Origin of the sequence: Kitasatospora sp. NPDC051705, from assembly GCF_044453265.1 — a bacterium.
Lineage (GTDB): Bacteria > Actinomycetota > Actinomycetes > Streptomycetales > Streptomycetaceae > Kitasatospora.
The window spans coordinates 236696-261313 of record NZ_JBITCO010000003.1 but is presented as its reverse complement, the minus strand read 5'-3'; the positions used below and the strand labels follow the sequence as shown (position 1 = coordinate 261313).

The window sequence follows — 24618 nt, the reverse complement described above, 5'->3', positions numbered from 1 at the left end:
CGGGCCGCTCCCGCGCAGGGCTCGGACAACGGGCCCGCCCCTGGGTACCCTGCGGGTATGCCACGCTACGACTTCCGCTGCCGCTCCTGCGGCGCCACCTTCGAGCTCCGTCGCCCGATGGCGCAGGCCAACGACCCCGCCGTCTGCCCGCAGGGCCACGAGGACACCGCGAAGCTGCTGTCTACCGTCGCGGTCACGGGTGCCGCTTCCGGCGGGGCCCCGCAGCAGGCCCCTTCCGGTGGTGGCGGGGGCTGCTGCGGCGGGGGGTGCTGCGGCTAGGACCCGAAACCCTCCCGTTCACCACCACCCCCGGCCCCCGATCTCCCGGCCCCGAGCCCTCAGCCCGCCACCGGGACGCCGCCGCGGACCCGGGTGAGGAAGCGCCGGACGATCTCCTCCCCCGCCGCCACCCCCACCTCGTCGAGGGCGGTGACGCCGGGGGCGGTCCAGCCGGAGTCGGCGAGTTCGCCGTGCCCGGGCCGCCAGGCTGCGTCGGCGGCGAGCAGCAGGTCCGCGTCGAGCAGTGAGTCGCCGGCGCCGAGGACGGTGGTCGCACCGGTGCGCCGGACGGCTTCGGCGAGGGCGGCGCTCTTGGTGAGCGGCGCCGGGACGGCGTACACCTTCCGCCCCTGGAGGGAGACCGTCCAGCCGCGTTCGGCGCACCAGCCGGTCAGCTCGTCGACCCAGCCCGCGGGCAGTTCGGCGCGTTCGACGACCAGGTAGGCGAAGAGCCCGTCGGCGGCGCGGCGCTTGTGGGTCCACTCCGGGGCCGCGATCAGCGCGAGGTGGCGGACGACCTCGTCGAGCGGGGCGGAGCCGGCGGCGAGGCGTCCGGTGATCTCGGCGCGCCAGTCCTGGTCGGGCACGCCGTCGACGAGCAGCTGCCCGCCGTTGCTGCAGATCGCGTAGGCGGGGACCCAACCGGGCGTCGGGCCGGGCAGGTTGATCCGCTCGTACTGGGTGAGGGTGCGGGTGGTGGCGGGGACGAGGCAGGCTTCGCGGGCGAGGTCGACGAGCAGCGCGGCGGCCTGCTCGGTCATGAAGGAGAGCGCCTTGCCGTCGTGCACCTCGACGGAGAGCAGCCGCGGGGCGAGCCGGTCGGGCACGTCCAGGGCGAGGGCCCGGTTGGAGTAGATCAGCGTCCGGTCGAGGTCGCTGGCCACCAGCACCTCGGTCGCGACGTCGGTGTGCATCAGGACTCCTTCGTCAGAACGGCCCTACCGGAGGCTCCGGTCGCGCCTCGACTGTAGCGGGGGTGGATGAGGCCGACGCAGGTGTAGGGCAGGCCGTCGACCTCTTCGACCTCGACGCCGCGCTGGGCGGCGAGCAGCCGGACGTGGTCGAGGTCGGCGCTGGCACCGCGCCGGGCGAGCACGCGCCAGGGGACGCGGCGCAGCAGGACCCGGGTGGTCTCGCCGACGCCGGGCTTCACCAGGTTGACGTTGTCGATGCCGTACTCGCCGCTGATCCGCTCGACGGCGGCCCAGCCGGCCCAGTCGGGTGCACGGTCGGGGTCGACGGCGAGCCGGTCGGCCGCGGCGACGGCTTCGGCGCGGACGGCGGCGAAGTGGTCGGCCACGGTGTCCAGGAAGGCGGCGGAGACGTCGGCGGTGCCGAGTTCGGCGTAGTGCTTGGCGCCGTGGAAGTCGTCCGGTCCGATCAGGCCTGGCCGCAGGACGGTGCGCGAGATCAGCCCGGAGACGGTGGAGTTGAGGCAGGCGGACGGGATCAGGAAGTCGTCCCGGGTGCCGTGGGTGCGCACGCAGCGGCCGGGGTCGGCGAGGACGGCGAGGTCCGGGTCGAAGCCGGTCCCGGCGAGGGCCTCGGCGAGTTCGCGGGTGATCGCGCCCTTGCCGGTCCAGCCGTCGACGAACACCACGTCGCCGGCCGGGTGGTGGGCGTCGAGGTAGCGCAGCGCGACCGGGTCGATGCCGCGGCCGCGGACGATCGAGACGGCGTAGTGCGGGGTGTCGACGCCGTGGGCGAAGGCGAGCCAGCGGCGGATCAGGATGCCGACGGGCGTGCCGGCCCGGGCCAGCGAGGCCAGCACCAGGCCGGGGCCGCGTTCGCGCAGCAGGGTCTCGGCGACGGTGCCGACGGCGAGCGCGATCCGGCGGGCGGAGCTGCGCAGCGCCTGGTGGAACAGCTCCTGGTACTCGGGGCTGGGCTGGTACTCGACCGGCAGCGACTCGGCGTAGTGGGCGCCGCCGTTCTGGACGGCCTCCTCCCGCTCCTCGGTGGGGGCTTCGAGCGGCACGTCGGAGAGGTCCTTGAGCAGCCAGGCGACCTCGTCGGGGCGGTAGGAGGAGAACGCCGGCCCGCGGAGCGGCGTCGGCAGCACCACGGGCGACGCCGGGACCGGCGGGGCAGCCAGGCTGGACGGGGCAGCCGGGCCGGACGCCGCAGTCGGCGCGGACGGGACAGCCGGGCCGGACGCCGCAGCCAGCACGGGCGCCGGCCCCGCCCCGGACGGCCGGTGGGAGGGCAGCACCGCGAGCACCACCCGGTCGGTGACCTGCCGCAGCTGCCCGATCAGGGCGTGCTCGCCCTCGTGCAGCGCGGGCGTGTCGGCGACGTCGTCGACGACCAGCACGACGGCGTCGAAGCGGCGGGCCGGGTCGGCGCCGGGGGCGACGTTGTAGGCGTAGCGCTCCTGCGAGGCCCCGTCCTGCGGGTCGTCGTGGGCGGGGAAGGCGAGCCGGGTGCGGATGGCGTAGCCGGGGTCGTCGACCGCGAGGACCGGTGAGCGGGTGGTGGTGGAGTAGCGGACGCGGTCGCCGCCGAGCCGGTCGGCGAGGGCGTCGGCGAGGCGCAGCGGCGCGTACATCAGCTCCTCGAAGCCGAGGACGAGGACGCGCTCCGCCGTCGTGGGCAGTCCCGCGGCCAGCTGCTCGGCCAACCGGGGCAGGGCGGCGTCGAGCCGGGCGCGGTGCCGGGCGGTGAAGCCGTGCCGGCCGCCGTCCGGGAGTCCGGCGGGCCAGTCCAGGGCGGCCCGGACCAGCGGGGCCGGCCGGGGTGCCGGCGGGGCGGCCGGGGCCGGGCCGACCTCGGCGATCAGCCGCTCGGCGCGGTCCAGGATGTCGACGGGGAGCCGGACGGCGCCGCTGGCGGTGGCCACCAGGTCGAGCCGTGCGCCGAGTTCGGCGGCGGTGCCGTCGAGCCGGTGCCGGTCCTCGGCCGAGCGGAGGTCGACCAGGGCGACGACGACGTAGTGGTCGCGCGGGTGGCGGGCGTGCAGGGCGCGGATCGTGTTGAGGACGGTCTGCCCGGTGGAGAACTCGTCGTCGACCAGCACCAGCGGGCCGTCTCCGGCGAGCAGGCCGGGGTCGTCGGGGAGGAGCAGGTGCGAGGTGGCGTGCGAGTGCTCCTCCTCGAAGCCGCCGAGCGGCGCCGTGCCGGGTACCGGGCGGCGGGTGGAGTGCAGGTAGGGGGCGTCGAGGCCGTCGGCGACGCTGTGGCCGAGGCCGGTGGCGGTCTCCGCGTAGCCGAGGACGACGGCTCGGGCGGCCGCCTCGGCGCCGAGCAGTTCGCGGACCCGGGCACCGAGTTCGAGTCCGGAGCGGTGGACGACCGAGGGCCGCTGCGGGACGTGCTTGCCGAGCACGGTGGAGACCAGCAGGTGGGCGCGCTTGCGGTTCTCGCGCAGGGCGAGGCCCACGAGTTCGGGGAGGCGGTCGGATCCGGTCAGGCCGATGCCGGCCCGGTCGGCGACCCACTGACCGGTCCACGTCTGCTGTGCTGTCACTGCTGGTCCTGCCTTCGGTGGTGCGGTTGCGGATCTGTGGGTCGTACGGACCTGGTGGGCCACTCGGACCTGCCGGGCCTTGCGGACCTGGTAGGTCCTACGGATCGAACAGCTCATCCGGATCAATCAGGGCGTCCGGGTCAATCGGGCTGTCCGGCCCAATCAGGCCGTCCGGACCAATCGGGCCGTCCGGAGCGAACGGGTCATTCGGAGCGAACGGGTCATTCGGATCAGCGGTCGAGCGCCCCGCGGCCCTCGCCCCGCGGGCGGACGCCCACGGTCGCGGGGCGCCGCCCGCCTCAGCCCCCGCACAGGCAGGCCGACAGCAGTTCCGCGAAGCTCACGTCCTCCCGGGCCACTCCGAACACCTCCGCCCGCAGCAGTACCCGTTCCGCCCAGGCGCGGTGCGGCCGGGCCTCGTTCATCTTGTTGGTGTACGCCGAGCGCAGTACGCCGCCGCCGTCCTGCTCCTGCCGGAGGATGTCCCGGGCGTCGCAGTACTCCTCGTGCGTGACCACGGAGAGTGCGTGCACCGCGGGGACGTGGCTGGGGTGGATGCAGGTCTTGCCGAGCAGGCCGTTGGCCCGGTCGAGTTCGACCTCCCTGATCAGCCCGTCAAGGTCGTGCTCGATGATCCGCCGCCGGACCTCCTCGCCGGAGGCGTGGTCGGTGCCGGAGGCCTCGGCGAAGGGCGTGCGGCGCAGTTGCGGTTTGAACATCCGCTCCTGGACCGGGAAGTACTCCCAGACCGGGCCGGTGACGGTGTACCCCGTGCCGTCGGCCCGGCCGAGCACGTTGACGACGTCGCCGATCACGGCGGCGACCAGCGCGACGTCGTACGCGGTGAGGTCGGGCGAGCGGCGCAGGCCGTAGGCGGAGCAGAGGTCGGTCACGCCCAGGCGGACGGCGAGCACCCGCTCCCGGTGGGCGGCGAGCAGCTCCGCGATGCCGAACAGCTGCCCGCGGCGGGTCTCCAGGTGGGCGAGTTCGGGCGATTCGAGCACGGGCATGGCGAACAGCCTGCGCCCGGTGGCGGCCTCGGCCTCGGCCAGGGCGGTCAGGTAGGCGCCGCCGCTCTCGGTGGTGAACTTCGGCAGGACGAAGCCGCTGAGCAGGTCGACGGCCGGCCCGAGCCGTCGGGCGAGGTCCGGGATCTGGGAGGCGGCCCGAACTCTGATGAAGAGCAGGGGGTGACCCTGTGTGCAGTCGGTGAAGTCCGTGACCAGATCGTTCAACTGCTCGACCAGGTTGCGCTCCCCGGCGTCCACCTCGTGGTCGGCGATGGCGTCCTCCAGGCAGAGCACCATCGAGACCACCCCCCGAGCAGCCTGTTTGCGGACGTCCGCGGCCAGGGCGGGCCGGGTGGCGGGGCAGTAGAGGGTGCCGCCGAGGGCGGTCGCGAGGACCGCGGGCTCGCTCCGGGCGGTGAACGGCCTGGGTTCCTCCAGGAAGAGCCGGCCGCGTACGTCGTCGGCGAGGTGGCCGAAATGGCGCAAGGTGCTCTCCTCAGGATGGACGGGCTCCGGCCCGTTGCCGGGGCGTGCGGCGGCGCGGCGCGGCACCGGGTTCGGGCCGGACGGCACGGGGGTCGACCGGCTCGCCGGGCGCCGTGGTTCCCGGGTGCGCACCGGCGGATCCCCCTCCGCCGGACCCCCCGGGGGCCCTTCGACCGCCCATCGTACGGACGGGATCCGGCCGTCCGCGGTTCCGGGTCACTGAACTCTCGGAACATCTCCGTCCACTTCATCGATCGCGGGTGAAGTCCCGGCAAACCCCCGGCAAGCGCAAGTCTTGGCAAAGTCCGACGTGAGTCCGGCAACCCCGGTCACGTTGTCCGAAGGGGTGGCGAACGGGCAGGATGGTCCGCTATGACGCACGTGATGGCCAAGGGCGCCAACATCGCACTGCCGGCGGCGGCGGTCCGCGCCGTGCTGCGCTGGAGCGCCACGCCCGGTGCGCCGGACGTGGACGCGTCCGCGCTGCTGCTCGGAGCCGACGGCAAGGTCCGTTCGGATGCCGACTTCGTCTTCTACAACCAGCCCCGGCACCCGTCCGGCCTGGTCCGCCACCTGCCCAAGCAGCAGACCTCCGGCGGCGCCGAGATCATCGACACGGTCGAGGTCGAGCTGGCCAAGCTGCCCGCCGACGTGGACCGGGTGGTGCTGGCGGGCTCCTCCGAGGGCGGCCCGTTCCGGGCGGTGCCGGGGCTGCGCCTGCTGCTCTTCGACGCCGCGAGCGGTGACGGCGGGACGGCGCTCGCCCAGTTCGACATCAGCGACGGGGAGAACGTCACCGCCCTGGTCGCGGGCGAACTGTACCGCCGGGCCGGGGCCTGGAAGTTCCGGGCGATCGGCCAGGGCTACACCTCCGGGCTGATCGGCCTGGCCACCGACTTCGGCATCACGGTGGACGACGAGGCGGAGGGCGCCGCCTCCGGGGCGCCCACGGGGGCCCCCACGGCCGCGCCCGCCTCGACCGCCACGCCCACCGCCGCCCTCGACCCGCGCAGCACGCCGCTGCCAGACCCGCGTCCGGCCGCCCGGCCCGAGCCCGGCACCTTCACCCTGGCCCCGGCCGTCCCGCAGCCCTCGACCCCGCCCCAGGGCCAGGGTCAGGCCCAGGGCCGTCCGCAGACCACCGCCGCCGCGGGCCAGGCGCCGACCCCGCCGCCGCCCACCGCCCCGCCGACCGTGACTCCGCCGCCGACCGCGCCACCGGCCATGCCGACGGCACCGCCGACGCCTCCGCCCGCGCCTCCGGGCCACCAGCCCGGCACCGGCTACGGCTACCCCCAGCCGCCGCAGGCCCCGTCCGGCGCCGGCTACGGCTATCCGCAGCAGCACTCCGCCCCGCCCCCGCAGGGCACCGGCTACGGGTATCCGCAGCCCACCCCCCAGCAGTACCCGCCGCAGGCCGGCACGGGCTACGGATACCCGCAGCAGCAGCAGCCCGCCCCGCCGCAGCAGGGCACGGGGTACGGGTACCCGCACCAGCAACAGCACGCCCAGCCCCCGGCTCAGCCGCCGGCCCAGGCCCAGGGCCAGGGCCAGGGCCAGGGCCAGCCCGCCGCCGGCGAGGACTTCGCCCTGCCGCCACAGGGCCCGCAGTTCCAGCCGCGCTGACCGGACCGCCTCACTCACCACACGGCCGCGCGGACCACACGGCCGCACGGGGCTCGTCCGGCGGGATCCGCCGGCCGGCCCCGGCCCCCGGCCCGCCCCCCGGTCCGGGCCCGGCAGCGGGGCACCGCCGGGCCGCCCCGGTCCGCCGGACTACTCCGCGCCGCCCGACTCGCCCTTGTAGCCGCGCTGCCACTGCATCCCGAACCCGTACAGCCGGTCGATGTCCGCCTGGAAGCCGTTGACGTACCGCACCTCCCGGCGCACCGTCAGCTGGTTGTCCCCGGCGTTCTCGATCAGCACCACCGCGCAGGAGCGCGCCGCACGGGCCCGCTCGTCCAGCTTGATCTCGATCCGCGGCCCGGTCTGCGGCACGATCGTCACCACCGCGTGCGACTGCTCGAAGGCCGGCGTCCCGTCGTAGATGTAGACGAAGATCAGCAGCCGCTTGAACTTGTCCTTCTTCTCCAGGTTGACGTACATCGTCTCGCCGGAGGGCGCCCCGTACTGGTCGTCGCCGCTGAGCTTGATGTACGGCGGCTGCCGGAGGTCGCCGAAGTAGCCGCCGAGCGGCTGCACCACCCCGCTGCTGCCGTCGGACAGTTCGTACATGCAGGCCAGGTCGAGGTCGACGTTGACCTGCTCGTTCTGGGTTGTGTCCGGCTCCAGCGGGCTGAGGATGCGCGGGCTGAAGAAGCGTTTGATCCGCTCGCCGCCGCTCGGGCGGACGGCTCCGGAGCGGGTGGTCCAGTGCAGGTTGACGTAGAGGTATCCGGTGGTGGCCGCGGACCCGGTGATCGCGTGCTGCGGGGTCGACTTGGTGAGTATGACCTTGTGCTGACCGCCGGGGTTGTCGAAGGTGTAGTTGCGCTCCCCGCGCAGGTACTCCCAGATCGAGACCATCCCGTCCTCTCCCCCTTTCCCGTCAGGCGTTCTGACGGGACGCCGTTCCATGATCGGGCATCAGCCCGGCCGCCGGATACCCGAACCGTCCTCTCCCCTACCCCAAAGCGCCGCCCGGCGCTCACCCTCGGGCCGATTGGCCGGGGAAGCCGCCCTCCCGTAACATGCGGCCCCCTCGGACGCGATATCGTCTAGCCGCACAGGTGTCCCGTCCCGTCCTGCGCGGGCGCGGGTGGGCACGCCGTGCGGCGACGAACGATCCGTCAGGCGGCCCAGGCACCAAGGGAGCTGGCCGCCTGTGTCGCTCCGTGAACCCGTCCCCTGCGGAAACCCGAGGCCCGACCCGCAATGAACCTGACCTCCATACAGCTGGTCTGGACCGTCGTCGGAGGCGCAGCCCTGCTGTTCGTCGCCGTGCTGGTGGCGACGCTGCGTTTCAAGAACACGAAGAAGGAGGAGGCCGGCGACTCCTGGGAGCGCAGTGAGGAGCGGCGGCGGCGCAAGGAGATGATCTACGGCATCTCCTCCTACACGCTGCTGTTCTGCTGCGCCGGCGTCGCGGCCGCGCTCTCCTTCCACGGCCTGGTCGGATTCGGCAAGGAGAACCTGGGGCTCTCCAACGGCTGGGAGTACCTCGTCCCGTTCGGCCTGGACGGCGCCGCGATGTTCTGCTCGGTGCTCGCGGTGCGCGAGGCCAGCCACGGTGACGCCGCACTCGGTTCGCGCCTGCTGGTCTGGGTGTTCGCGATCGCCTCGGCCTGGTTCAACTGGGTGCACGCCCCGCGCGGCGTGTCGCACGACGGTGCCCCGCAGTTCTTCTCCGGCATGTCGATCTCGGCGGCCATCCTGTTCGACCGGGCGCTGAAGCAGACCCGCAAGGCCGCGCTGCGCGAGCAGGGCCTCGTGCCGCGCCCGCTGCCGCAGATCCGGATCGTCCGCTGGCTGCGCGCCCCGCGCGAGACCTACGCGGCCTGGTCGCTGATGCTGCTGGAGAACGTCCGCAGCCTGGACGAGGCGGTCGAGGAGGTGCGCGAGGAGCGTCAGGCGAAGCTGGACGCCAAGGCCCGCGCCCGCACCGCCGACCGTCGCGAGCGGGCCGAGCTCAAGGCCATCTCCCGCCAGGGCGGCATGCTGACCCGGGCCCGCGGCGGCCGCCAGGTGCCGGCGCTGACGGCGGCCGGAGACGGCCCGACCGCTACGGAGCCTGCCCTAGCGGCCGAGTCGGACACCGCCTCCCCGCGCCAGTCCGCCTCCGCGGCGCTCGAGTCGACCCCCTCGGGCGCCCTGGACGCCGGCCGCCGCCCGCGTGCCGCCGTCGGCTCGTCCTACTCCTCCTCGTCCTACTCCTCGTCGTCGTCCTACTCGTCCTCCTCGTCCTACGAGTCGGGTTCGTCCTACGACTCGGGTTCCTACTCCTCGGGCTCGTCGTACTCCTCGGGCACCGAGAAGGGCTCGTCCCAGCGCGGCTCGACCGTCGACCTGACGGCGGACGACGACACCCTCTCGATGCCGAAGCTGGACTCGCTGGAGCGCAAGCTGCGCGCCATCGAGCAGCAGCTCGGCTGAGGACCACGCACCACACCGCACGCGCGAAGGCCGCCCCCGGGAGTCCCGGGGGCGGCCTTCGCGCGTGCGGTGTGCCGAACGACTACTGGTCGCTGCTCACCAGTTCGTGGTCGTCGTCCGACCCCTCGCGCCGGTTGCGCAGGATCGAGGAGCCGAGCGCCAGCCCGATGAACGCCACGCCGATCAGGCCGGTGACGATCTCCGGGATGTGGTACTTGATCCCGACCATCAGGATCACGGCCAGGGCGCCGATCGCGTAGTGCGCGCCGTGCTCCAGGTAGACGTAGTCGTCCAGGGTGCCCTTGCGGACCAGGAAGACGGTCAGCGAGCGGATGTACATCGCGCCGATGCCGAGGCCCAGGGTGATCTGGAAGATGTCGCTGGAGATGGCGAACGCGCCGACCACGCCGTCGAAGGAGAACGAGGCGTCCAGGACCTCCAGGTAGAGGAAGAGGAAGAACGCGGCCTTGCCGCCGACCTGGACGATCGACTTGCCGCTCTTCTCGGCCTCCTCCTCGCGCTCGGCCTCCTCCTCCAGGCCCGCCTCGAAGACGGAGGAGAGCCCGCCGACCACGAGGTAGGTGATCATGCCGAGGACACCGGCGAGCAGAACGGTCTCCGCGTGCTCCCCGGCGAAGAAGTTGGAGGCCAGCACCAGGGTGACCAGCGCGACGACCACGGAGAAGGCGTCCAGCTTGCCGACCTTCTCGAGCGGGCGCTCGATCCAGGCCAGCCAGTTGTGCTCCTTCTCCTCGAACACGAAGTCGAGGAAGATCATCAGCAGGAACACGCCGCCGAAGGCCGCGATGGCGGGGTTGGCCGCCTCCAGGTACTGGCCGTAGGTGAGGCCCTCGTACGTCTTGTCGGAGTGCAGCGCGAGGTCGATGACCGTGCTGGGGTTGAGCTGGGCGGTGAGGCCGACGACCAGCAGCGGGAAGACCAGGCGCATGCCGAAGACGGCGATGAGCACGCCCACCGTCAGGAAGATCTTCTGCCAGTACGGGTTCATCCGCTTCAACACCGTGGCGTTGACCACCGCGTTGTCGAACGACAGGGAGATCTCCAGGATGGAGAGGATCAGCACGATGCCGAATCCTTGGGCCCCCCAGAGCAGTCCGGCCGCGATCAGGCCGATGACGGTGATCGCGAACGACCAGCCGAAAGTGCGGAGGAACACGGGACTTGGTTACCTTTCGGGTTCGGGCCGTGCCGGGGGTCGGCCTCGTCCCGAGACGCCCTGACCGGGCCCGGCCCGGTCAGGTCACCCCCGCACTGCCCTCTGTTCTCATGATCGTTGGTTGGGTGCGATCGTTCTGATTTTCGCCCTTACTGTACGTTCACTCCGAAATCGAGCGCGATGCCGCGCAGGCCGGAGGCGTACCCCTGGCCCACCGCGCGGAACTTCCACTCGCCCGCGTAGCGGTACAGCTCGCCGAAGATCATCGCGGTCTCGCTGGACGCGTCCTCGGACAGGTCGTAGCGCGCGATCTCCTGGCCGTCCAGGGAGTTGGCGACCCGGATGTAGGCGTTGCGGACCTGCCCGAAGTTCTGCAGCCGGGCCTCGGCGTCGTAGATCGACACCGCGAAGACGACCCTGTCCGCCTGGGCCGGGACGAGGTCCAGGTTGACCAGGACCACCTCGTCGTCGCCGGTGTCGTCGCCGCCGGTGAGGTTGTCGCCGGTGTGCTCGACCGAGCCCTCGGGGCTCTTGAGGTTGTTGTAGAACACGAAGTACTCGTCACCGAGCACCCGGCCGCCGCCGCAGATCAGGGCGCTCGCGTCGAGGTCGAACGGTGCGCCCGTGGTCGAACGGGCGGACCAGCCGAGGCCGATCTGGACCTGCGTCAGGTTCGGCGCGGCCTTGGTGAGCGAAACGTTCCCGCCCTTGGCGAGCGTGACCACCATGACTGTTCTTCCTCCCTTGCCTTCTCCCGGGGCGCGCCTACAAGGTGTAGTCCCCCGAGACCCCGGCCGGCCCCGTTTGGCCGGCTGAACTTCCTGAACTCACATCCTCCCAGCGCGCGGCGCCGGGACGGAACGGGGGCGGGCCCCGGCCCGGGCGGGGGGGGGGGCCCCCCCCCCCCGCGCGGCGGGGGGGGGCCGGGGGGGGCCCCCCCCCCGGGCCGGGCCGGGCCCCGCCCCTCGCACGGCGGGCCGGTCGGCAGACCGGCGGCTGCCGTCCGGTCAGACGTTGACGCCGAAGTCCTGGGCGATGCCGCGCAGGCCGGAGGCGTAGCCCTGGCCGATGGCCCGGAACTTCCACTCGGCGCCGTTGCGGTACAGCTCGCCGAAGACCATCGCGGTCTCGGTGGAGGCGTCCTCGGAGAGGTCGTAGCGGGCCAGCTCCACGTTGTCGGCCTGGTTGATCACGCGGATGAACGCGTTGCGCACCTGGCCGAAGTTCTGTCCGCGGCTCTCGGCGTCGTAGATCGAGACCGGGAAGACGATCTTCTGCACGTCGGCCGGGACGCCGGCCAGGTTGACCTTGATCGCCTCGTCGTCACCCTCGCCCTCACCGGTGCGGTTGTCACCGGTGTGCTCGACCGAGCCCTCGGGGCTCTTCAGGTTGTTGAAGAAGACGAAGTTCCCGTCCGAGGCGACCTTGCCCTGGTCGTTGCAGAGCAGCGCGCTGGCGTCCAGGTCGAAGTCCGTCCCGGTGGTCGTCCGGACGTCCCAGCCCAGGCCGACGACCACGGCCACGAGGCCCGGAGCCTCCTTGGTGAGCGAGACATTGCCGCCCTTGCTCAGGCTGACACCCACTTGTCCTCCAAGATTCGGGAGGCACGCCCTGGTGCCCCCGGCGGTGCGGTTCGAGGCGCCGGCCGGCGAACGGCTCACGTGCCCTGTCCGGCCAACGGACCGAGCGTAGTGCGCGGTTCCCGTCCGGACCCGCGAACGGGCCCGGCGCGGCCGTTCGAAGTTCGGCCGGGCCGGGCCCGGAGGCGGTCGCGCGGGCATCGGAACGCGGGCGTCCGAGCGCAGGCGTCAGAGCGCGGGCATCCGAACGCGGGCATCGGAACGCGGGCATCCGAGCGCAGGCCTCGGAGCGCGGGCATCCGAGCGCAGGCCTCGGAGCGCGGGCGTCAGAGCGCGGCGAGCGCCGCCAGGTACTCCTGCACGTCCCGGGCGTCCGGGAGGTCGTTGACGACGCTCCAGCGCACCACGCCGGCCCTGTCGATCACGAAGGTGCCGCGCAGCGCGCAGCCCTTCTCCTCGTCGAGCACGCCGTAGGCGCGGGCGACCTCGCCGTGCGGCCAGAAGTCGGCGAGCAGCGGGTACTCCAGGCCCTCCCGGTCGGCGAAGACCCGCTGGCCGAACTGCGAGTCGACCGAGACGCCGAGCACCTGGACGTCGTCGTTCTGCAGGCGCGGCAGCTCCCGCTGGATCGCGCCCAGCTCGCCGGTGCAGACGCCGGTGAAGGCGAACGGGTAGAAGACCAGGACGACGTCGCGCAGGCCCCGGAAGTCGGAGAGCCGGACGGTTTCGCCGTGCTGGTTGTTGAGCTCGAAGTCCGGAGCCTCGGTGCCGACCTCGACGGCCATGACGTGACCTTTCTGACGCGACCGGGCCGCGCGCAGCGCGCGACCAGCGCCATCCTCGCATCCGTCCGGGTGCGTTCCGCCGAACGGATGAGGGCGGGGCTCCCGGGCCGCCCGGCTTTCGCCCTGGGCGAACGCCGCGAAGGGTGCGATCCACCCGACCCGCCGTGGCGCACCGCCACCTCGCGGCCCGGATTCGTCACCCTGCGTCACTAATTCGGGCCGACCCCCGCCGGTCCCGGGTGACCCACCGGGCCGGCCGGGCCCACGGGGCCCGCCCCGGCCACCCCGGGCCGCCACGGCAAAGGACCGGGCCCCGCCGGAGGAGGTCCTCCGGCGGGGCCCGGTGCGGGGCTTCAGGGCCCGCTCAGCGCTTGCCGCCCTTGGCGGTGGACTTGGTGGCGAGGCGGGTGGCCGCCCAGTCCTTGGCGATCGCGATCGAGCTGGTCTGGGAGAGGCCGGCGGTGCGGGCGGCGTCCGCGATGTCGGAGGCCTCGATGTGACCGTCACGGCCGGTCTTGGGCGTGAGCAGCCAGATCAGGCCGCCCTCGGCCAGGTACTCCAGGGCGTCGACGAGGGCGTCGGTGAGGTCCCCGTCGTCGTCGCGGTGCCACAGCAGGACGGCGTCGGCGACGTCGTCGTAGTCCTCGTCGACGAGATCCGTCCCGGTGAGCTCCTCGATGCCCTCGCGGAGATCCTGGTCAGTGTCTTCGTCGTACCCCAGCTCCTGGATGATCTGGCCCTCTTCGAAGCCGAGTCGGGTCGCCGGGTTGGACTTGTCCGCGGGGTCCGCGGTCGCGCTCACGGGAATAACCTCCAGTATTCGGCTCGGCGTCCATGCCGAGGCTGTGGCCGTAGTCCACACGGGCGCGGCGGTTCGCGCAAGTACCCGACCCCCGATCCCCCCCAAAGGTTGACGTGTCGCAGCGGGACACGCCGGTCGAGGTGGCGCGAATCACACCGATTTGCCCTTCTCTGCGTGGGACAAGGATGCTTCGGGTGGTCCCGGCCCACAGGCCGTACTCATGCCCGAGATGCGAACGGCATTCGGGTCCGCGCGTGCGCGGGCGTAGAGTCTCCTGTTGGCCCTCACCCCGGCCGCCCGCCATCGGGCGGACGGGAAACCAGGTCGGACCACCTCTTTTCGTAACACCCGGGGGTGTGCGGGGCGGGCGATGACGCCCGGACCGCACGCCGCCAGACCGTCCCGCCCACCAGGCGGAACGGTTACCGATCGGTAGAGATGACGGATCTCCGAGCGCGGTAGCACGATGGAGGCGGCGCGACACACCTCAGTTTCGACCGACAGTGAAGGAACAGCGTGGCTTCCGGATCCGATCGCAACCCGATCATCATTGGCGGCCTTCCGAGTCAGGTCCCGGACTTCGATCCCGAGGAGACCGCGGAATGGCTGGAGTCGCTTGACGCGGCCATCGACGAGCGGGGGCGCGAGCGTGCCCGCTACCTGATGCTCCGCCTGATCGAGCGCGCCCGCGAGAAGCGTGTCGCCGTGCCCGAGATGCGCAGCACGGACTACGTCAACACCATCGCCACCAAGGACGAGCCGTTCTTCCCGGGCAACGAGGAGATCGAGCGCAGGATCCTCAACGCGACCCGGTGGAACGCGGCCGTCATGGTCTCCCGGGCGCAGCGCCCCGGCATCGGCGTCGGCGGGCACATCGCCACCTTCGCCTCCTCCGCGTCGCTCTACGACGTCGGCTTCAACTACTTCTTCCGCGGCAAGGACGCCGAGGGCGAGTCCGGCGACCAGATCTTCTTCCAGGGCCACGCCTCCCCCGGCATCTACGCCCGCGCCTTCCTCCTGGACCGACTCACCGAGCAGCAGCTCGACGCGTTCCGCCAGGAGAAGTCGAAGGCGCCGTACGGCCTGTCCAGCTACCCGCACCCGCGGCTGATGCCGGACTTCTGGGAGTTCCCGACCGTCTCGATGGGCCTCGGCCCCCTCGGCGCGATCTACCAGGCCCGGATGAACCGCTACCTGGAGCACCGCGGCATCAAGGACACCTCCGACTCGCAGGTGTACGCCTTCCTCGGCGACGGCGAGATGGACGAGCCGGAGTCGCTGGGCCAGCTGTCGCTCGCCGCGCGCGAGGGCCTCGACAACCTGACCTTCGTGGTCAACTGCAACCTGCAGCGCCTGGACGGGCCGGTCCGCGGCAACGGCAAGATCATCCAGGAGCTGGAGTCCCAGTTCCGGGGCGCCGGCTGGAACGTGATCAAGCTGGTCTGGGACCGCAGCTGGGACCCGCTGCTCGCGCAGGACCGCGACGGCGTCCTGGTCAACAAGCTGAACACCACGGTGGACGGCCAGTTCCAGACCTACGCCACCGAGACCGGCCAGTACATCCGCGAGCACTTCTTCGGCAGCGACCTTCGCCTGCGCAAGATGGTCGAGAGCATGACCGACCAGCAGATCCAGCACCTGGGTCGCGGCGGCCACGACCACAAGAAGATCTACGCGGCGTTCAAGGCGGCCCGCGAGCACAAGGGCCAGCCGACGGTCATCCTGGCCCAGACGGTCAAGGGCTGGACCCTCGGCCCCAACTTCGAGGGCCGCAACGCCACGCACCAGATGAAGAAGCTGACGGTCGAGGACCTGAAGCGCTTCCGCGACCGGCTGCACCTGCCGATCACCGACAAGCAGCTCGAGGAGGGCTACCCGCCCTACTACCACCCGGGCCGCGACTCGGAGGAGATCCAGTACATGCACGACCGCCGGCAGGAGCTCGGCGGCTACGTGCCCACCCGCAAGGTGCGCCCGCGCCAGCTGGAGCTGCCCGGCGACGACGCCTACAAGGCGGTCAAGAAGGGGTCCGGCAACCAGACCATCGCCACCACCATGGCGTTCGTCCGGGTGCTCAAGGACCTCATGCGGGACAAGGGCATCGGCAACCGCTTCGTGCCGATCGCGCCCGACGAGTACCGCACCTTCGGCATGGACTCGCTCTTCCCGTCGGCGAAGATCTACAACCCGCTCGGCCAGACCTACGAGTCGGTCGACCGCGACCTCCTGCTCGCGTACAAGGAGTCGCCGAAGGGCCAGATGCTGCACGACGGCATCTCCGAGGCCGGCTGCACCGCCTCGCTGATCGCCGCCGGTTCGTCCTACGCCACCCACGGCGAGCCGCTGATCCCGGTCTACGTCTTCTACTCGATGTTCGGGTTCCAGCGCACCGGCGACCAGTTCTGGCAGATGGCCGACCAGCTGGCCCGCGGCTTCGTGATCGGCGCCACCGCCGGCCGCACCACGCTGACCGGTGAGGGCCTGCAGCACGCCGACGGCCACTCGCAGCTGCTCGCCTCGACCAACCCGGGCGTCGTCGCGTACGACCCCGCGTACGGCTTCGAGATCGCGCACATCGTCCAGGACGGTCTCCGCCGGATGTACGGCTCCAGCGCCGAGCACCCGCACGGCGAGGACGTGTTCTACTACATGACCGTCTACAACGAGCCGATCAAGATGCCGGCCGAGCCCGAGAACGTGGACGTCGAGGGCATCCTGAAGGGTCTGCACAAGTACGCGCCGGCCACCGCCGGCCAGATCCCGGCCCAGATCCTCGCCTCCGGCGTGGCCGTGCCGTGGGCCCTGGAGGCCCAGCGCATCCTCGCCGAGGAGTGGAACGTCAAGGCCGACGTCTGGTCCGCGACCTCCTGGAACGAGCTGCGCCGCGACGCGGTGGAGGCCGAGGAGTTCAACCTGCTGCACCCCGAGGAGCAGCAGCGCGTGCCGTACGTCACCCAGAAGCTCCAGGGTGCCGAGGGCCCGGTCGTCGCGGTGTCCGACTGGATGCGAGCCGTGCCGGACCAGATCTCCCGCTGGGTGCCGGGCCAGTACCAGTCGCTGGGCGCCGACGGCTTCGGCTTCGCCGACACCCGGGGCGCGGCCCGACGCTTCTTCCACATCGACGCGCAGTCGGTCGTCCTGGCCGTGCTCACCGAGCTCGCCAAGCAGGGCCGGATCGACCGTAGCGCCCTGAAGGACGCGATCGACCGCTACCAGCTGCTCGACGTGACGGCGGCCGACCCGGGCGCCGCCGGCGGCGACGCCTGATCCGCGGCTAGGCACGCGCTGGGCACTCGCCGACAGGCGCTGAGGGGCCGGACTCCCGTACGGGGGTCCGGCCCCTTCGCCGTCCACGGGCGGCCCCTGCGTGGGGCCGTCCGGGCCCTGCCGTGGGGGCGCGCACCCCGAGCCGGACGGGCCGCCGTGGACGCCCGCCGGGGCGCGCCGGCCCGCCCGGGCAGCACGACGGCCCCGGACTCCGTCGAGTCCGGGGCCGTGCGGCGCGGGTGCGTCAGATGTGGACGGCCGGCCCCGCGTCGGTGGCGCCGCGGCGGGTGAGCAGGCCGAGCAGGGCGGCGGCGAAGGCCACCACGGCGGCCACCGCGAAGGCGAGCGACATGCCGCTGACGAAGGACTCGTGGACGGCACCGGCCATCGCGTCGACCGCCTGCTGCGGGGTGCCGGCCGGGGCCGGCGGGGCGATGCCGAGCTGGGCGGCCTGCTCGAGGCCCTCGGCCGCGGCGCCCTCCACCGGCGGCAGGCCGGCCCCGGCCCAGTTGCCGGGCAGCACGTCGGTGACCTTGGCGGCCATCAGCGCGCCGAGCACCGCGGTGCCCAGGCTGCCGCCGACCTGCATCGCGGCCTGCTGGAGGCCGCCGGCCACGCCGGACAGCTCCAGCGGGGCGTTGCCGACAATCACCTCGGTGGCGCCGACCATGACCGGGCTGATGCCGAGGCCCATCAGGACGAACCAGAGCGACATCACGCCGTTGCCGGAGCCGGTGTCCAGGGTGGACATGCCGAACATCGCGGTGGTGGTGATCAGCATGCCGGCCACGATCGGGATGCGCGGGCCGAGCTTGCCGATCGCGATGCCTGCCACCGGCGAGCCGACGATCATCATGCCGGTCATCGGCAGCAGGTGGACGCCGGCCTGGACCGGCGACATCCCGTGCACGTTCTGCAGGTAGAAGGTCACGAAGAAGATCGCGCCGAAGAACGCGAAGGCCATCAGCACCATCAGCAGGGTGCCCGCCGACAGCGGCACCGAGCGGAACAGGCTGAGCGGGATCAGCGGCTCCTTCGCCCTGGCCTGCCAGAACGCGAACAGGACCATCAGGACCACCGCGCCGCCCAGGAACAGCAGGGTGCGGGTGTCGCCCCAGCCCCACTCGGGGGCCTTGATGATGCCGAAGACCAGCGCGAACATGGCCACCGAGAGCAGCGCGATGCCGGGCAGGTCGAAGGACTTGGCGGCCTTCTCGGCCCGGACGTCCCTGAGGATCCACAGGCCCAGGCCGAGCGCGACCAGGCCGACCGGGACGTTGATGAAGAAGACCGACTCCCAGTTGACGTGCTCGACCAGCAGGCCGCCGACGATCGGGCCGGCCGCGGTGGAGGCGCCGATCACGCCGCCCCAGATGCCGATCGCCATGTTGAGCTTCTCGGCCGGGAAGGCGCCGCGCAGCAGGCCGAGCGCGGCCGGCTGGAGCAGGGCGCCGAACAGGCCCTGCAGCACCCGGAAGGCGATCACGGTCTGGATGTTGCCGGCGAAGCCGATCGCGGCCGAGGTGGCGGCGAAGCCGACCGCGCCGACCAGGAAGGTGTTCTTGTGGCCGAACCGGTCGCCGATCTTGCCGGCGGTGATCAGGAAGACCGCCAGGGCGAGCAGGTAGCCGCTGGTCACCCACTGGATCTCGGAGGGCGCGGCGTTCAGCTTCTCCTGGATGACGGGGTTGGCGATCGCGACGATCGTGCCGTCCAGGGCGACCATCATCACGCCGACCGCGACGGTCAGCAGGGTCAGCCAGGGGTGCCCCTTGAGGCCCCCTCCGGACGGCGGACCGAGCGGCGGGGCGTCCGCCTCGGCGTTCTTGACGACGGACTGGCTCATCTGGGGCCCTCCGGGGGCGTGGCGCGGGGTGCGGAACCGGACGAAGAGGTCGTGGCGCCGCGGCCCACCCGTCCCCACGAGTGCCCGGCCGGCGAGCGCCACTCCCGGCAGATTATGTCAGCCTCTGACATTCGGCAAACACTGACTTCTGGCCATGTCTGACATTTGGCAGAACGCTAAGGTTGTCCTCCCACCCCGCCCGCACGCGCCCGGAAGGCCCCGCCATGGCCGCTCGCACCCCCGCCCCCACCCCCGCCCCGGCCGGCCCCGGCCGGCAGCCCGGGCTGCGCGAGCGCAAGAAGCAGCAGACCAGGGACGCCCTCGTCCAGGCCGCCCACGGGCTCTTCCTCGGCCAGGGCTTCGCCCGCACGACCGTCGACGAGATCGCCTCCGCCGTCGAGGTCTCCCAGCGCACCTTCTTCCGCTACTTCGCCAACAAGGACGAGGTCGCGCTCGCCGTGATGGCCGACGCCGAGGACTACTTCATCGAGTGCCTGCGCCGCCGCCCCGCCGAGGAGTCCCCGCTGCAGGCCCTGCGCGCCGCGATCGTCCAGTCCTGGCGGGAACTCGGCGCCGAGCACCGCAGCGGGCCCGGCTCGATCACCACCGCCCTGGAACTGATGCGGATGATCGAGGAGACCCCCACCCTGCTCGCCGCCCACCTGCGCCGGGTCACCGAGCAGGAGCGGGTGGTCGTCCGGGTGATCGCCGAGCGCGAGGGCCTGGACCCGACGACGGACCTGCGGCCCACCGTGCTCGCCGCCGTCTTCGGCAGCGTGCTGCGCGCCGCCCACCTGTCCTGGACGCCCGAACAGGAGCCCGCCGGGCCCGAGGGCATGGTCGCCGTCATCGAGCGCCACTTCGACCAGCTCGGCCCCGCCCTGGCCGGCCACTGGCGGACCGTCACACCGCGGTAGCAGCCGTGGGTCGTACCCGGGTGGCAGCCCGGACCCCGCCCCACCCCCTACCCCGGTAGCACCCGGATGTTCGACCCCAGGGCGACGACGGGCGGGCGGGGCCCTCCTAGGCTGGCCCGCGATGAAGACGATCACCACGACCGAGGTCCGCGCGCGCACCCTCCGGTCGCTCCGCTCGCTGCGGCACCACCTCACCACCCCGACCGGCGGGCACACCCCGCTGCTCGGGGACTCGCCCCGGGGGTGGCTGCGCCGGCTGCCGTACGTCGTCGCGCTGATCATGCAGGCCTCGCTGATCCCCACCGGGATCGTCGCGCTGGTCGACTTCTACGACGTCGCCCCGCCGATCGCCGGCGCGCTCACCATCGCCCAGACCACCCCGCTGCTGCTCGCCATCACCCGGCCGCTGGCCGCGTGGTGGATCAGCGCGGCCGCCCTGGTCACCACGGCATCCATCACCGCCCGCCACGACCAGCTGGGCGGCACCTGGCCGTGGACGGCGCCGATGATCCTGGCGTACGTCTTCCTGCTGATCGCGCTCGCGCTGCGGGAGAGCCGGGCCACCCTGATCTCGGTCTGGATCGCCACGATCCTGCTCACCCTCCTCACCACCACGCTCGGCTTCCCGCACTCCGACGACGGCACCACCATGCTGCTGGTCGCGCTCGGCGGCGCCGCCCTGCTGCTCGGCTGGGCCGTCCAGGACCGCACCGAGGCCCGCCGGCTGCTCGCCGAGCAGGAGCACATCAGCGAGGCCGAGCGCGAGCGGCGCACCCTGCTGGAGGAACGCGCCCGGATCGCACGGGAGTTGCACGACGTCGTCGCCCACCACATGTCGGTGATCGCCGTGCAGGCGGCCAGCGCGCCCTACCGGATCACCGGCGTGCCGGACGAGGCCGCCGAGGAGTTCACCGCGATCGCCGGCACCGCCCGCGAGTCGCTGACCGAGATGCGCCGGCTGCTCGGCGTGCTGCGCAGCGAGGAGTCCGCCGCCGAGAAGGTGCCGCAACCCGGGATATCCCAACTGCCGCAGCTGGTCGAGACGGTGGGGCGGGCCGGGATCCCCGCCGCGCTGGCGGTGGACCCCGGACTGGCCGAGGCGGTGCCGCAGGCGGTCGGCCTGTCCGCGTACCGGATCGTGCAGGAGGCGCTGGCCAACGTGGTGCGCCACGCGCCGGGTTCGCGGGCCACCGTCTCCCTCGCCGACGAGGGCGCCACCCTGCTGCTGACCGTGGTGAACACGCCCCCGCCCCGCTACACCGAGTCGCTGGAGGCCTCCATGGAGGGCACCGGGCAGGGACTGATCGGAATGCGGGAACGCGCCCGGCTGGTCGGTGGCAGGCTGGAGACCGGCCCGATGCCGGACGGCGGCTACAAGGTGGCCGCTTCCCTGCCCATCGACACCTCCCGGGAGACCCCCGCATGACCATCCGCGTGATCATCGTCGACGACCAGGCCATGGTGCGGGCCGGCTTCGCCGCCCTGCTCAACGCCCAGAGCGACATCGACGTGGTGGGGGACGCGGCGGACGGCGCGCAGGCCCTGGAGGTGAGCGGCCGCACCCACCCCGACCTCGTGCTGATGGACGTCCGGATGCCCGTCATGGACGGCCTGGAGGCGGCCCGCCGGCTGCTCGACCCGGCCGTCCCGGGCACCCACCGGCCCAAGGTGATGATGCTGACCACCTTCGACGTGGACGACTACGTGTACGAGGCGCTGCGTGCCGGGGCCAGCGGCTTCCTGCTCAAGGACGCCCCGCCGGCCGACCTCATCTCCGCGGTCCGGGTGGTCGCGGCCGGCGAGGCCCTCCTCGCCCCCTCGGTGACCCGCCGGCTGATCGAGGAGTTCGCCCGCAACCGGCCGGCCCGGCGGCACGACCCCAAGCTGCGGCTCAACGGCCTGACCCCGCGCGAGACGGAGGTGCTGGAGCTGATCGCCCGCGGCCTGTCCAACCAGGAGATCGCCGCCCGGCTGGTGCTGGCCGAGCAGACCGTCAAGACGCACATCGGGCGCATCCTCGCCAAGCTCGGGCTGCGCGACCGCGCCCAGGCCGTCGTCCTGGCCTACGAGTCCGGCCTGGTGACGCCGGGCGGATGACCCGGCCGAATAGCACCGGCCCGCCCCATCCGCCCTCCGGAAGAAGCTCGTTGACGCCCCGCCAGGTCGCCGGCCCGGCCCGGTGGTGCAGCCAGCCGGTGCACCGGGGGTGGGGCTGGCCCCACCCATCACGGTACTCGGGCAGGGCTCGAGTCATACCCCGGTACCACCGGGCAGTTGGCCCCGCGGTGTGACGTCCGCGGGGCCGCCGCGTTCCTACCTTCCTCTCCGTCGAAGTCGAACGGACCAGGGAGGGGCCGGACATGGGGAAGCATCGGGTCAGGAGGGCCCTCGCGGCCGGCGCGGTGGCGCTGACCGCGGTACTGGGGCTCGGCGGCTTCGCCGCGGACGGCCAGCAGCCCGTCACCGGCCCGCCGCCGGGCAGCGCCGCCTGGGTCGCCGACACCGCGTTCGGCCTCCACCCGCCCGACCCGGCCACCACCACCCCGGCCGGGGTCGCCGCCTTCTTCGCCGGGCTGACCCCGGCGCGGCAGGACGCACTGGCCGCCCGCCACCCGCTGGTGGTCGGCAACCTCGACGGCGCCCCGGTACGACTGCGGTACCGGGCCAACGCGCTGGCCCTCGCCGCCGAGCTCGACCGGGAGACCGCCCGGGCCACGGACCCGGCGCTCACCCCCGAGGACCACGAGGCCGCCCGGGCCCGCACCGCGCGCTACCGCGGCCTGCTGGACGGCGGCCGGCAGATCCTCGCCTTCGACCCGCGCGGCCGCGGCCAGGTCGCCGAGGTGTTCGGCGACCTCACCACCGCGGACCGCACCGCCGTCGTCGTCCCCGGCTCGGACATCGACCTGCTGCGGTTCGACCGCCCGGACAACCCGTACGGCACCCCGGTCGGGATGGCCCGGGAGCTCCACCGGGCCACCGGCGGCCGGACCGCCGTGATCGCCTGGGCCGGCTACACCACCCCCGAGGGGATCGGCCTCGACGCCGCCACCGAGGACCTGGCCCGGGCCGGCGCCACCCGGCTCACCCGGCTGCTCGACGGACTCGCCGTCACCACCGGCCCGCAGGCGCCGCCCACCGTGTTCTGCCACAGCTACGGCTCGGTGGTCTGCGGCCTGGCCCGCCCCGGCCCGGAGCAGGCCTCCGGCGTGGTCGTCCTCGGCTCGCCCGGGATGGGCGTCGGCTCGGCCGCCGACCTCGACCCGCGGGTCCCGCTCTGGGCCACCGCCCGCAACGACGGGGACTGGATCGGTGACGTCCCGTTCGTCTCGGTGCTCGGACTCGGACACGGCGCCGACCCGACCTCCCCCGGCTTCGGCGCCCGCCCGCTGCCCGCCACCGGATCCACCGGCCACACCGGCTACTTCGCCCCCGGCACCTCCTCGCTCGCCGCCTTCGCCGCCGTCGCCCTCGGCCGCTGACCCTCCCCACCGAAAGGAGCACCGCCATGGCCCACCCGCTCACCGCCCTGCACCGCGCCGCCCGGCAGGTCGACGCGCGCACCCCCGTGACCCGCGACCGCGCCCTGGACGGACTGCGCGCCCTCGCCCTGCTCGCCGTGCCGGTCGGGCACTGGCTGCTCGGCGGATTCACGCTCTCCGCCGACGGCGCCCTGCACAACGCCAGCCCGCTCTCCGCGCTCGGCTCGCTCGCCCCGGTCAGCTGGGTGCTGCAGATGCTCGGGGTGTTCTTCCTGGTCGGCGGGCACTCTTCCGTCCGGTCACTGGAACGGGCCCGGGCCAAGGGCGTGACCTACGGGGGCTGGCTGCGCGGCCGGACGGTGCGGCTGCTGCGCCCGGTGCTCGGGGTCACCGCCGTCTGGGCGCTGCTGATCGCCCTGCTGCCCGCGCTCGGCGTCCCCGGGGACACCGTGCGCACCGGTGCGACGCTCGTGGTGCAGCCGCTCTGGTACATCGGGGTCTACCTGGGGCTGACCGCGCTGACCCCGCTCTGCGCCGCGGTCGGCCGCCGGCTGGGCGGCTGGTCGGCGGGCCTCCTGGTGGCCGCCGTGGCCGCCGTCGACCTGCTGCGGTACGGGCCGTGGGCGGAGTCGGTGCCGTCCTGGATCGCGCTGCTGAACATCCTTCCGGGCTGGCTGTTCGGCTACCAGCTGGGCGTGTTGTGGGCGCAGGAGCGGCTCGGCCGGCCGGCCGCCCGGGTACTGCTGTTCGGCGGCGGCACGCTGTTCGCCGTCCTGCTGCTGGTGTTCCACTACCCGGCCAGCATGGTCGGGGTGCCGGGGGTCGAGCGGACCAACTCGCACCCGCCGTCCCTGCTGGTGCTCGCGCTGGCGGCGCTGCAGTGCGGCGCGGCGGTGCTGCTGCGGGAGCGGCTGGGCCGGCTGCTGACCCGCCGTCCGCTGCTCTGGCTGCCGGTGGTGGTGGTCAACCTCTCGGCGATGACGGTCTTCACCTGGCACCAGAGCGCGATGCTCGCGGTGGCGGTGCCGGGTGCGGCCGGCCTGGGCGCCGTCCAGGGGCTGACCACGGTGCCGGACTCGTTCGGCTGGGTGGCGGCCCGGGTGCTGCTGCTTCCGCTGTTCGGAGCCGTGTTGGTGGCGATCGGGTGGTTCACCCGGCGGTTCGACGGGCCGTGGACGGCCTTCTCCCGGGCCGGGAAGGCGCTGGCCGCCGCGGGGTCCGCGCTGTTCGCCGCCTACGCGCTGGGCATGGTGTGACCTGCGCCGGAAGGTGAGGCGAGGAGGGGGCGCGGGCCAGTCGGTCCGCGCCCCTTCGGTGTGGTCCGGCTCTGCGCCGCGGGGCCGCCACGGGCCGGTGCATCCGCATGCGAACCACCACGCACTGTGATGCCATGTGACCGTCGGCGACCATCGCCGGATCGCGCCCGCCC

19 protein-coding genes are annotated in these 24618 nt (G+C 73.1%); 9 read left to right on the top strand and 10 right to left on the bottom strand.

Going from position 1 to position 24618, the window contains the following annotated elements:
• Nucleotides 1–57: 57 nt before the first annotated feature.
• Nucleotides 58–279: a zinc ribbon domain-containing protein gene (locus ACIA8Q_RS06055; protein ID WP_360222652.1), complete on the top strand. Its 222-nt coding sequence runs from the start codon at nucleotides 58–60 to the stop codon at nucleotides 277–279.
• Between the two features lie 59 nt (nucleotides 280–338).
• Here the strand turns inward: ACIA8Q_RS06055 and ACIA8Q_RS06050 are convergent, their stop codons facing one another.
• The 3 genes from ACIA8Q_RS06050 to ACIA8Q_RS06040 form a co-directional block, all read right to left on the bottom strand.
• On the bottom strand, nucleotides 339–1193 hold the full coding sequence (locus ACIA8Q_RS06050; protein ID WP_396316813.1) for an HAD family hydrolase: 855 nt from the start codon (nucleotides 1191–1193) through the stop codon (nucleotides 339–341).
• Nucleotides 1193–3862, bottom strand: coding sequence for a phosphoribosyltransferase domain-containing protein (locus ACIA8Q_RS06045; protein ID WP_396316812.1), 2670 nt, complete (start codon nucleotides 3860–3862; stop codon nucleotides 1193–1195). Before ACIA8Q_RS06045 ends, ACIA8Q_RS06050 begins: the two co-directional genes overlap by 1 nt.
• 182 nt (nucleotides 3863–4044) lie before the next feature.
• Nucleotides 4045–5241 (bottom strand): HpcH/HpaI aldolase/citrate lyase family protein, encoded by a 1197-nt coding sequence (locus ACIA8Q_RS06040; protein ID WP_396316811.1) that lies wholly within the window; start codon nucleotides 5239–5241, stop codon nucleotides 4045–4047.
• Nucleotides 5242–5613: 372 nt separating this feature from the next.
• Between ACIA8Q_RS06040 and ACIA8Q_RS06035 the strand changes: the two genes are divergently transcribed.
• On the top strand, nucleotides 5614–6867 hold the full coding sequence (locus ACIA8Q_RS06035; protein WP_396316810.1) for a TerD family protein: 1254 nt from the start codon (nucleotides 5614–5616) through the stop codon (nucleotides 6865–6867).
• A 150-nt stretch (nucleotides 6868–7017) separates the two neighbouring features.
• Here ACIA8Q_RS06035 and ACIA8Q_RS06030 read toward each other — a convergent pair whose 3' ends face one another.
• A complete protein-coding gene (locus ACIA8Q_RS06030; protein WP_360222637.1) occupies nucleotides 7018–7767 on the bottom strand; it encodes a Tellurium resistance in 750 nt (249 codons plus the stop codon).
• A gap of 348 nt (nucleotides 7768–8115) precedes the next feature.
• Here ACIA8Q_RS06030 and ACIA8Q_RS06025 point away from each other — a divergent pair, with 348 nt between their 5' ends.
• Nucleotides 8116–9333 (top strand): DUF2637 domain-containing protein, encoded by a 1218-nt coding sequence (locus ACIA8Q_RS06025; RefSeq protein WP_360222634.1) that lies wholly within the window; start codon nucleotides 8116–8118, stop codon nucleotides 9331–9333.
• Between the two features lie 82 nt (nucleotides 9334–9415).
• Here the strand turns inward: ACIA8Q_RS06025 and ACIA8Q_RS06020 are convergent, their stop codons facing one another.
• From ACIA8Q_RS06020 to ACIA8Q_RS06000, 5 genes are all read right to left on the bottom strand, one after another.
• A complete protein-coding gene (locus ACIA8Q_RS06020) occupies nucleotides 9416–10510 on the bottom strand; it encodes a DUF475 domain-containing protein (protein WP_360210003.1) in 1095 nt (364 codons plus the stop codon).
• Between the two features lie 149 nt (nucleotides 10511–10659).
• Nucleotides 10660–11238, bottom strand: a complete 579-nt coding sequence (locus tag ACIA8Q_RS06015; protein WP_360210005.1) for a TerD family protein — start codon at nucleotides 11236–11238, stop codon at nucleotides 10660–10662.
• A gap of 279 nt (nucleotides 11239–11517) precedes the next feature.
• The gene (locus tag ACIA8Q_RS06010) at nucleotides 11518–12093 is read right to left on the bottom strand and encodes a TerD family protein (RefSeq protein ID WP_360210007.1); all 576 of its coding nucleotides are present in this window, start codon (nucleotides 12091–12093) and stop codon (nucleotides 11518–11520) included.
• A 323-nt stretch (nucleotides 12094–12416) separates the two neighbouring features.
• Nucleotides 12417–12875, bottom strand: coding sequence for a peroxiredoxin (locus tag ACIA8Q_RS06005; RefSeq protein WP_360210009.1), 459 nt, complete (start codon nucleotides 12873–12875; stop codon nucleotides 12417–12419).
• A gap of 364 nt (nucleotides 12876–13239) precedes the next feature.
• Nucleotides 13240–13677: a DUF3052 domain-containing protein gene (locus tag ACIA8Q_RS06000; protein ID WP_360210011.1), complete on the bottom strand. Its 438-nt coding sequence runs from the start codon at nucleotides 13675–13677 to the stop codon at nucleotides 13240–13242.
• 516 nt (nucleotides 13678–14193) lie between these two features.
• Here ACIA8Q_RS06000 and aceE point away from each other — a divergent pair.
• Nucleotides 14194–16944, top strand: coding sequence for a pyruvate dehydrogenase (acetyl-transferring), homodimeric type (gene aceE / locus ACIA8Q_RS05995; protein WP_360210013.1), 2751 nt, complete (start codon nucleotides 14194–14196; stop codon nucleotides 16942–16944).
• Nucleotides 16945–17188: 244 nt separating this feature from the next.
• Here the strand turns inward: aceE and ACIA8Q_RS05990 are convergent, their stop codons facing one another.
• On the bottom strand, nucleotides 17189–18790 hold the full coding sequence (locus ACIA8Q_RS05990; protein ID WP_360210015.1) for an MFS transporter: 1602 nt from the start codon (nucleotides 18788–18790) through the stop codon (nucleotides 17189–17191).
• Between the two features lie 224 nt (nucleotides 18791–19014).
• Here ACIA8Q_RS05990 and ACIA8Q_RS05985 point away from each other — a divergent pair, with 224 nt between their 5' ends.
• From ACIA8Q_RS05985 to ACIA8Q_RS05965, 5 genes are all read left to right on the top strand, one after another.
• Nucleotides 19015–19707 carry a TetR family transcriptional regulator gene (locus ACIA8Q_RS05985; RefSeq protein WP_360210017.1) on the top strand — a complete coding sequence of 231 codons (693 nt, stop codon included), beginning with the start codon at nucleotides 19015–19017 and terminating at the stop codon, nucleotides 19705–19707.
• 121 nt (nucleotides 19708–19828) lie between these two features.
• A complete protein-coding gene (locus tag ACIA8Q_RS05980; protein ID WP_360210019.1) occupies nucleotides 19829–21133 on the top strand; it encodes a sensor histidine kinase in 1305 nt (434 codons plus the stop codon).
• Nucleotides 21130–21804 carry a response regulator transcription factor gene (locus ACIA8Q_RS05975; RefSeq protein ID WP_360210021.1) on the top strand — a complete coding sequence of 225 codons (675 nt, stop codon included), beginning with the start codon at nucleotides 21130–21132 and terminating at the stop codon, nucleotides 21802–21804. Before ACIA8Q_RS05980 ends, ACIA8Q_RS05975 begins: the two co-directional genes overlap by 4 nt.
• 263 nt (nucleotides 21805–22067) lie before the next feature.
• Entirely contained in the window at nucleotides 22068–23189 is a 1122-nt protein-coding gene (locus ACIA8Q_RS05970) for an alpha/beta hydrolase (protein ID WP_360210023.1), read from the top strand.
• Between the two features lie 26 nt (nucleotides 23190–23215).
• Nucleotides 23216–24445: an acyltransferase gene (locus tag ACIA8Q_RS05965; protein WP_360210025.1), complete on the top strand. Its 1230-nt coding sequence runs from the start codon at nucleotides 23216–23218 to the stop codon at nucleotides 24443–24445.
• The last annotated feature ends 173 nt before the right edge of the window (nucleotides 24446–24618 follow it).

Bases quoted from the DNA above. Each gene is read 5' to 3' on its own strand.
- ACIA8Q_RS06055 (WP_360222652.1), top strand. From the start codon at position 58: ATGCCACGCTACGACTTCCGCTGCCGCTCCTGCGGCGCCACCTTCGAG.
- ACIA8Q_RS06050 (WP_396316813.1), bottom strand. From the start codon at position 1,193: ATGCACACCGACGTCGCGACCGAGGTGCTGGTGGCCAGCGACCTCGAC.
- ACIA8Q_RS06045 (WP_396316812.1), bottom strand. From the start codon at position 3,862: ATGAGCTGTTCGATCCGTAGGACCTACCAGGTCCGCAAGGCCCGGCAG.
- ACIA8Q_RS06035 (WP_396316810.1), top strand. From the start codon at position 5,614: ATGACGCACGTGATGGCCAAGGGCGCCAACATCGCACTGCCGGCGGCG.
- ACIA8Q_RS06030 (WP_360222637.1), bottom strand. From the start codon at position 7,767: ATGGTCTCGATCTGGGAGTACCTGCGCGGGGAGCGCAACTACACCTTC.
- ACIA8Q_RS06025 (WP_360222634.1), top strand. From the start codon at position 8,116: ATGAACCTGACCTCCATACAGCTGGTCTGGACCGTCGTCGGAGGCGCA.
- ACIA8Q_RS06015 (WP_360210005.1), bottom strand. From the start codon at position 11,238: ATGGTGGTCACGCTCGCCAAGGGCGGGAACGTTTCGCTCACCAAGGCC.
- ACIA8Q_RS06005 (WP_360210009.1), bottom strand. From the start codon at position 12,875: ATGGCCGTCGAGGTCGGCACCGAGGCTCCGGACTTCGAGCTCAACAAC.
- ACIA8Q_RS05990 (WP_360210015.1), bottom strand. From the start codon at position 18,790: ATGAGCCAGTCCGTCGTCAAGAACGCCGAGGCGGACGCCCCGCCGCTC.
- ACIA8Q_RS05985 (WP_360210017.1), top strand. From the start codon at position 19,015: ATGGCCGCTCGCACCCCCGCCCCCACCCCCGCCCCGGCCGGCCCCGGC.
- ACIA8Q_RS05980 (WP_360210019.1), top strand. From the start codon at position 19,829: ATGAAGACGATCACCACGACCGAGGTCCGCGCGCGCACCCTCCGGTCG.
- ACIA8Q_RS05975 (WP_360210021.1), top strand. From the start codon at position 21,130: ATGACCATCCGCGTGATCATCGTCGACGACCAGGCCATGGTGCGGGCC.
- ACIA8Q_RS05970 (WP_360210023.1), top strand. From the start codon at position 22,068: ATGGGGAAGCATCGGGTCAGGAGGGCCCTCGCGGCCGGCGCGGTGGCG.
- ACIA8Q_RS05965 (WP_360210025.1), top strand. From the start codon at position 23,216: ATGGCCCACCCGCTCACCGCCCTGCACCGCGCCGCCCGGCAGGTCGAC.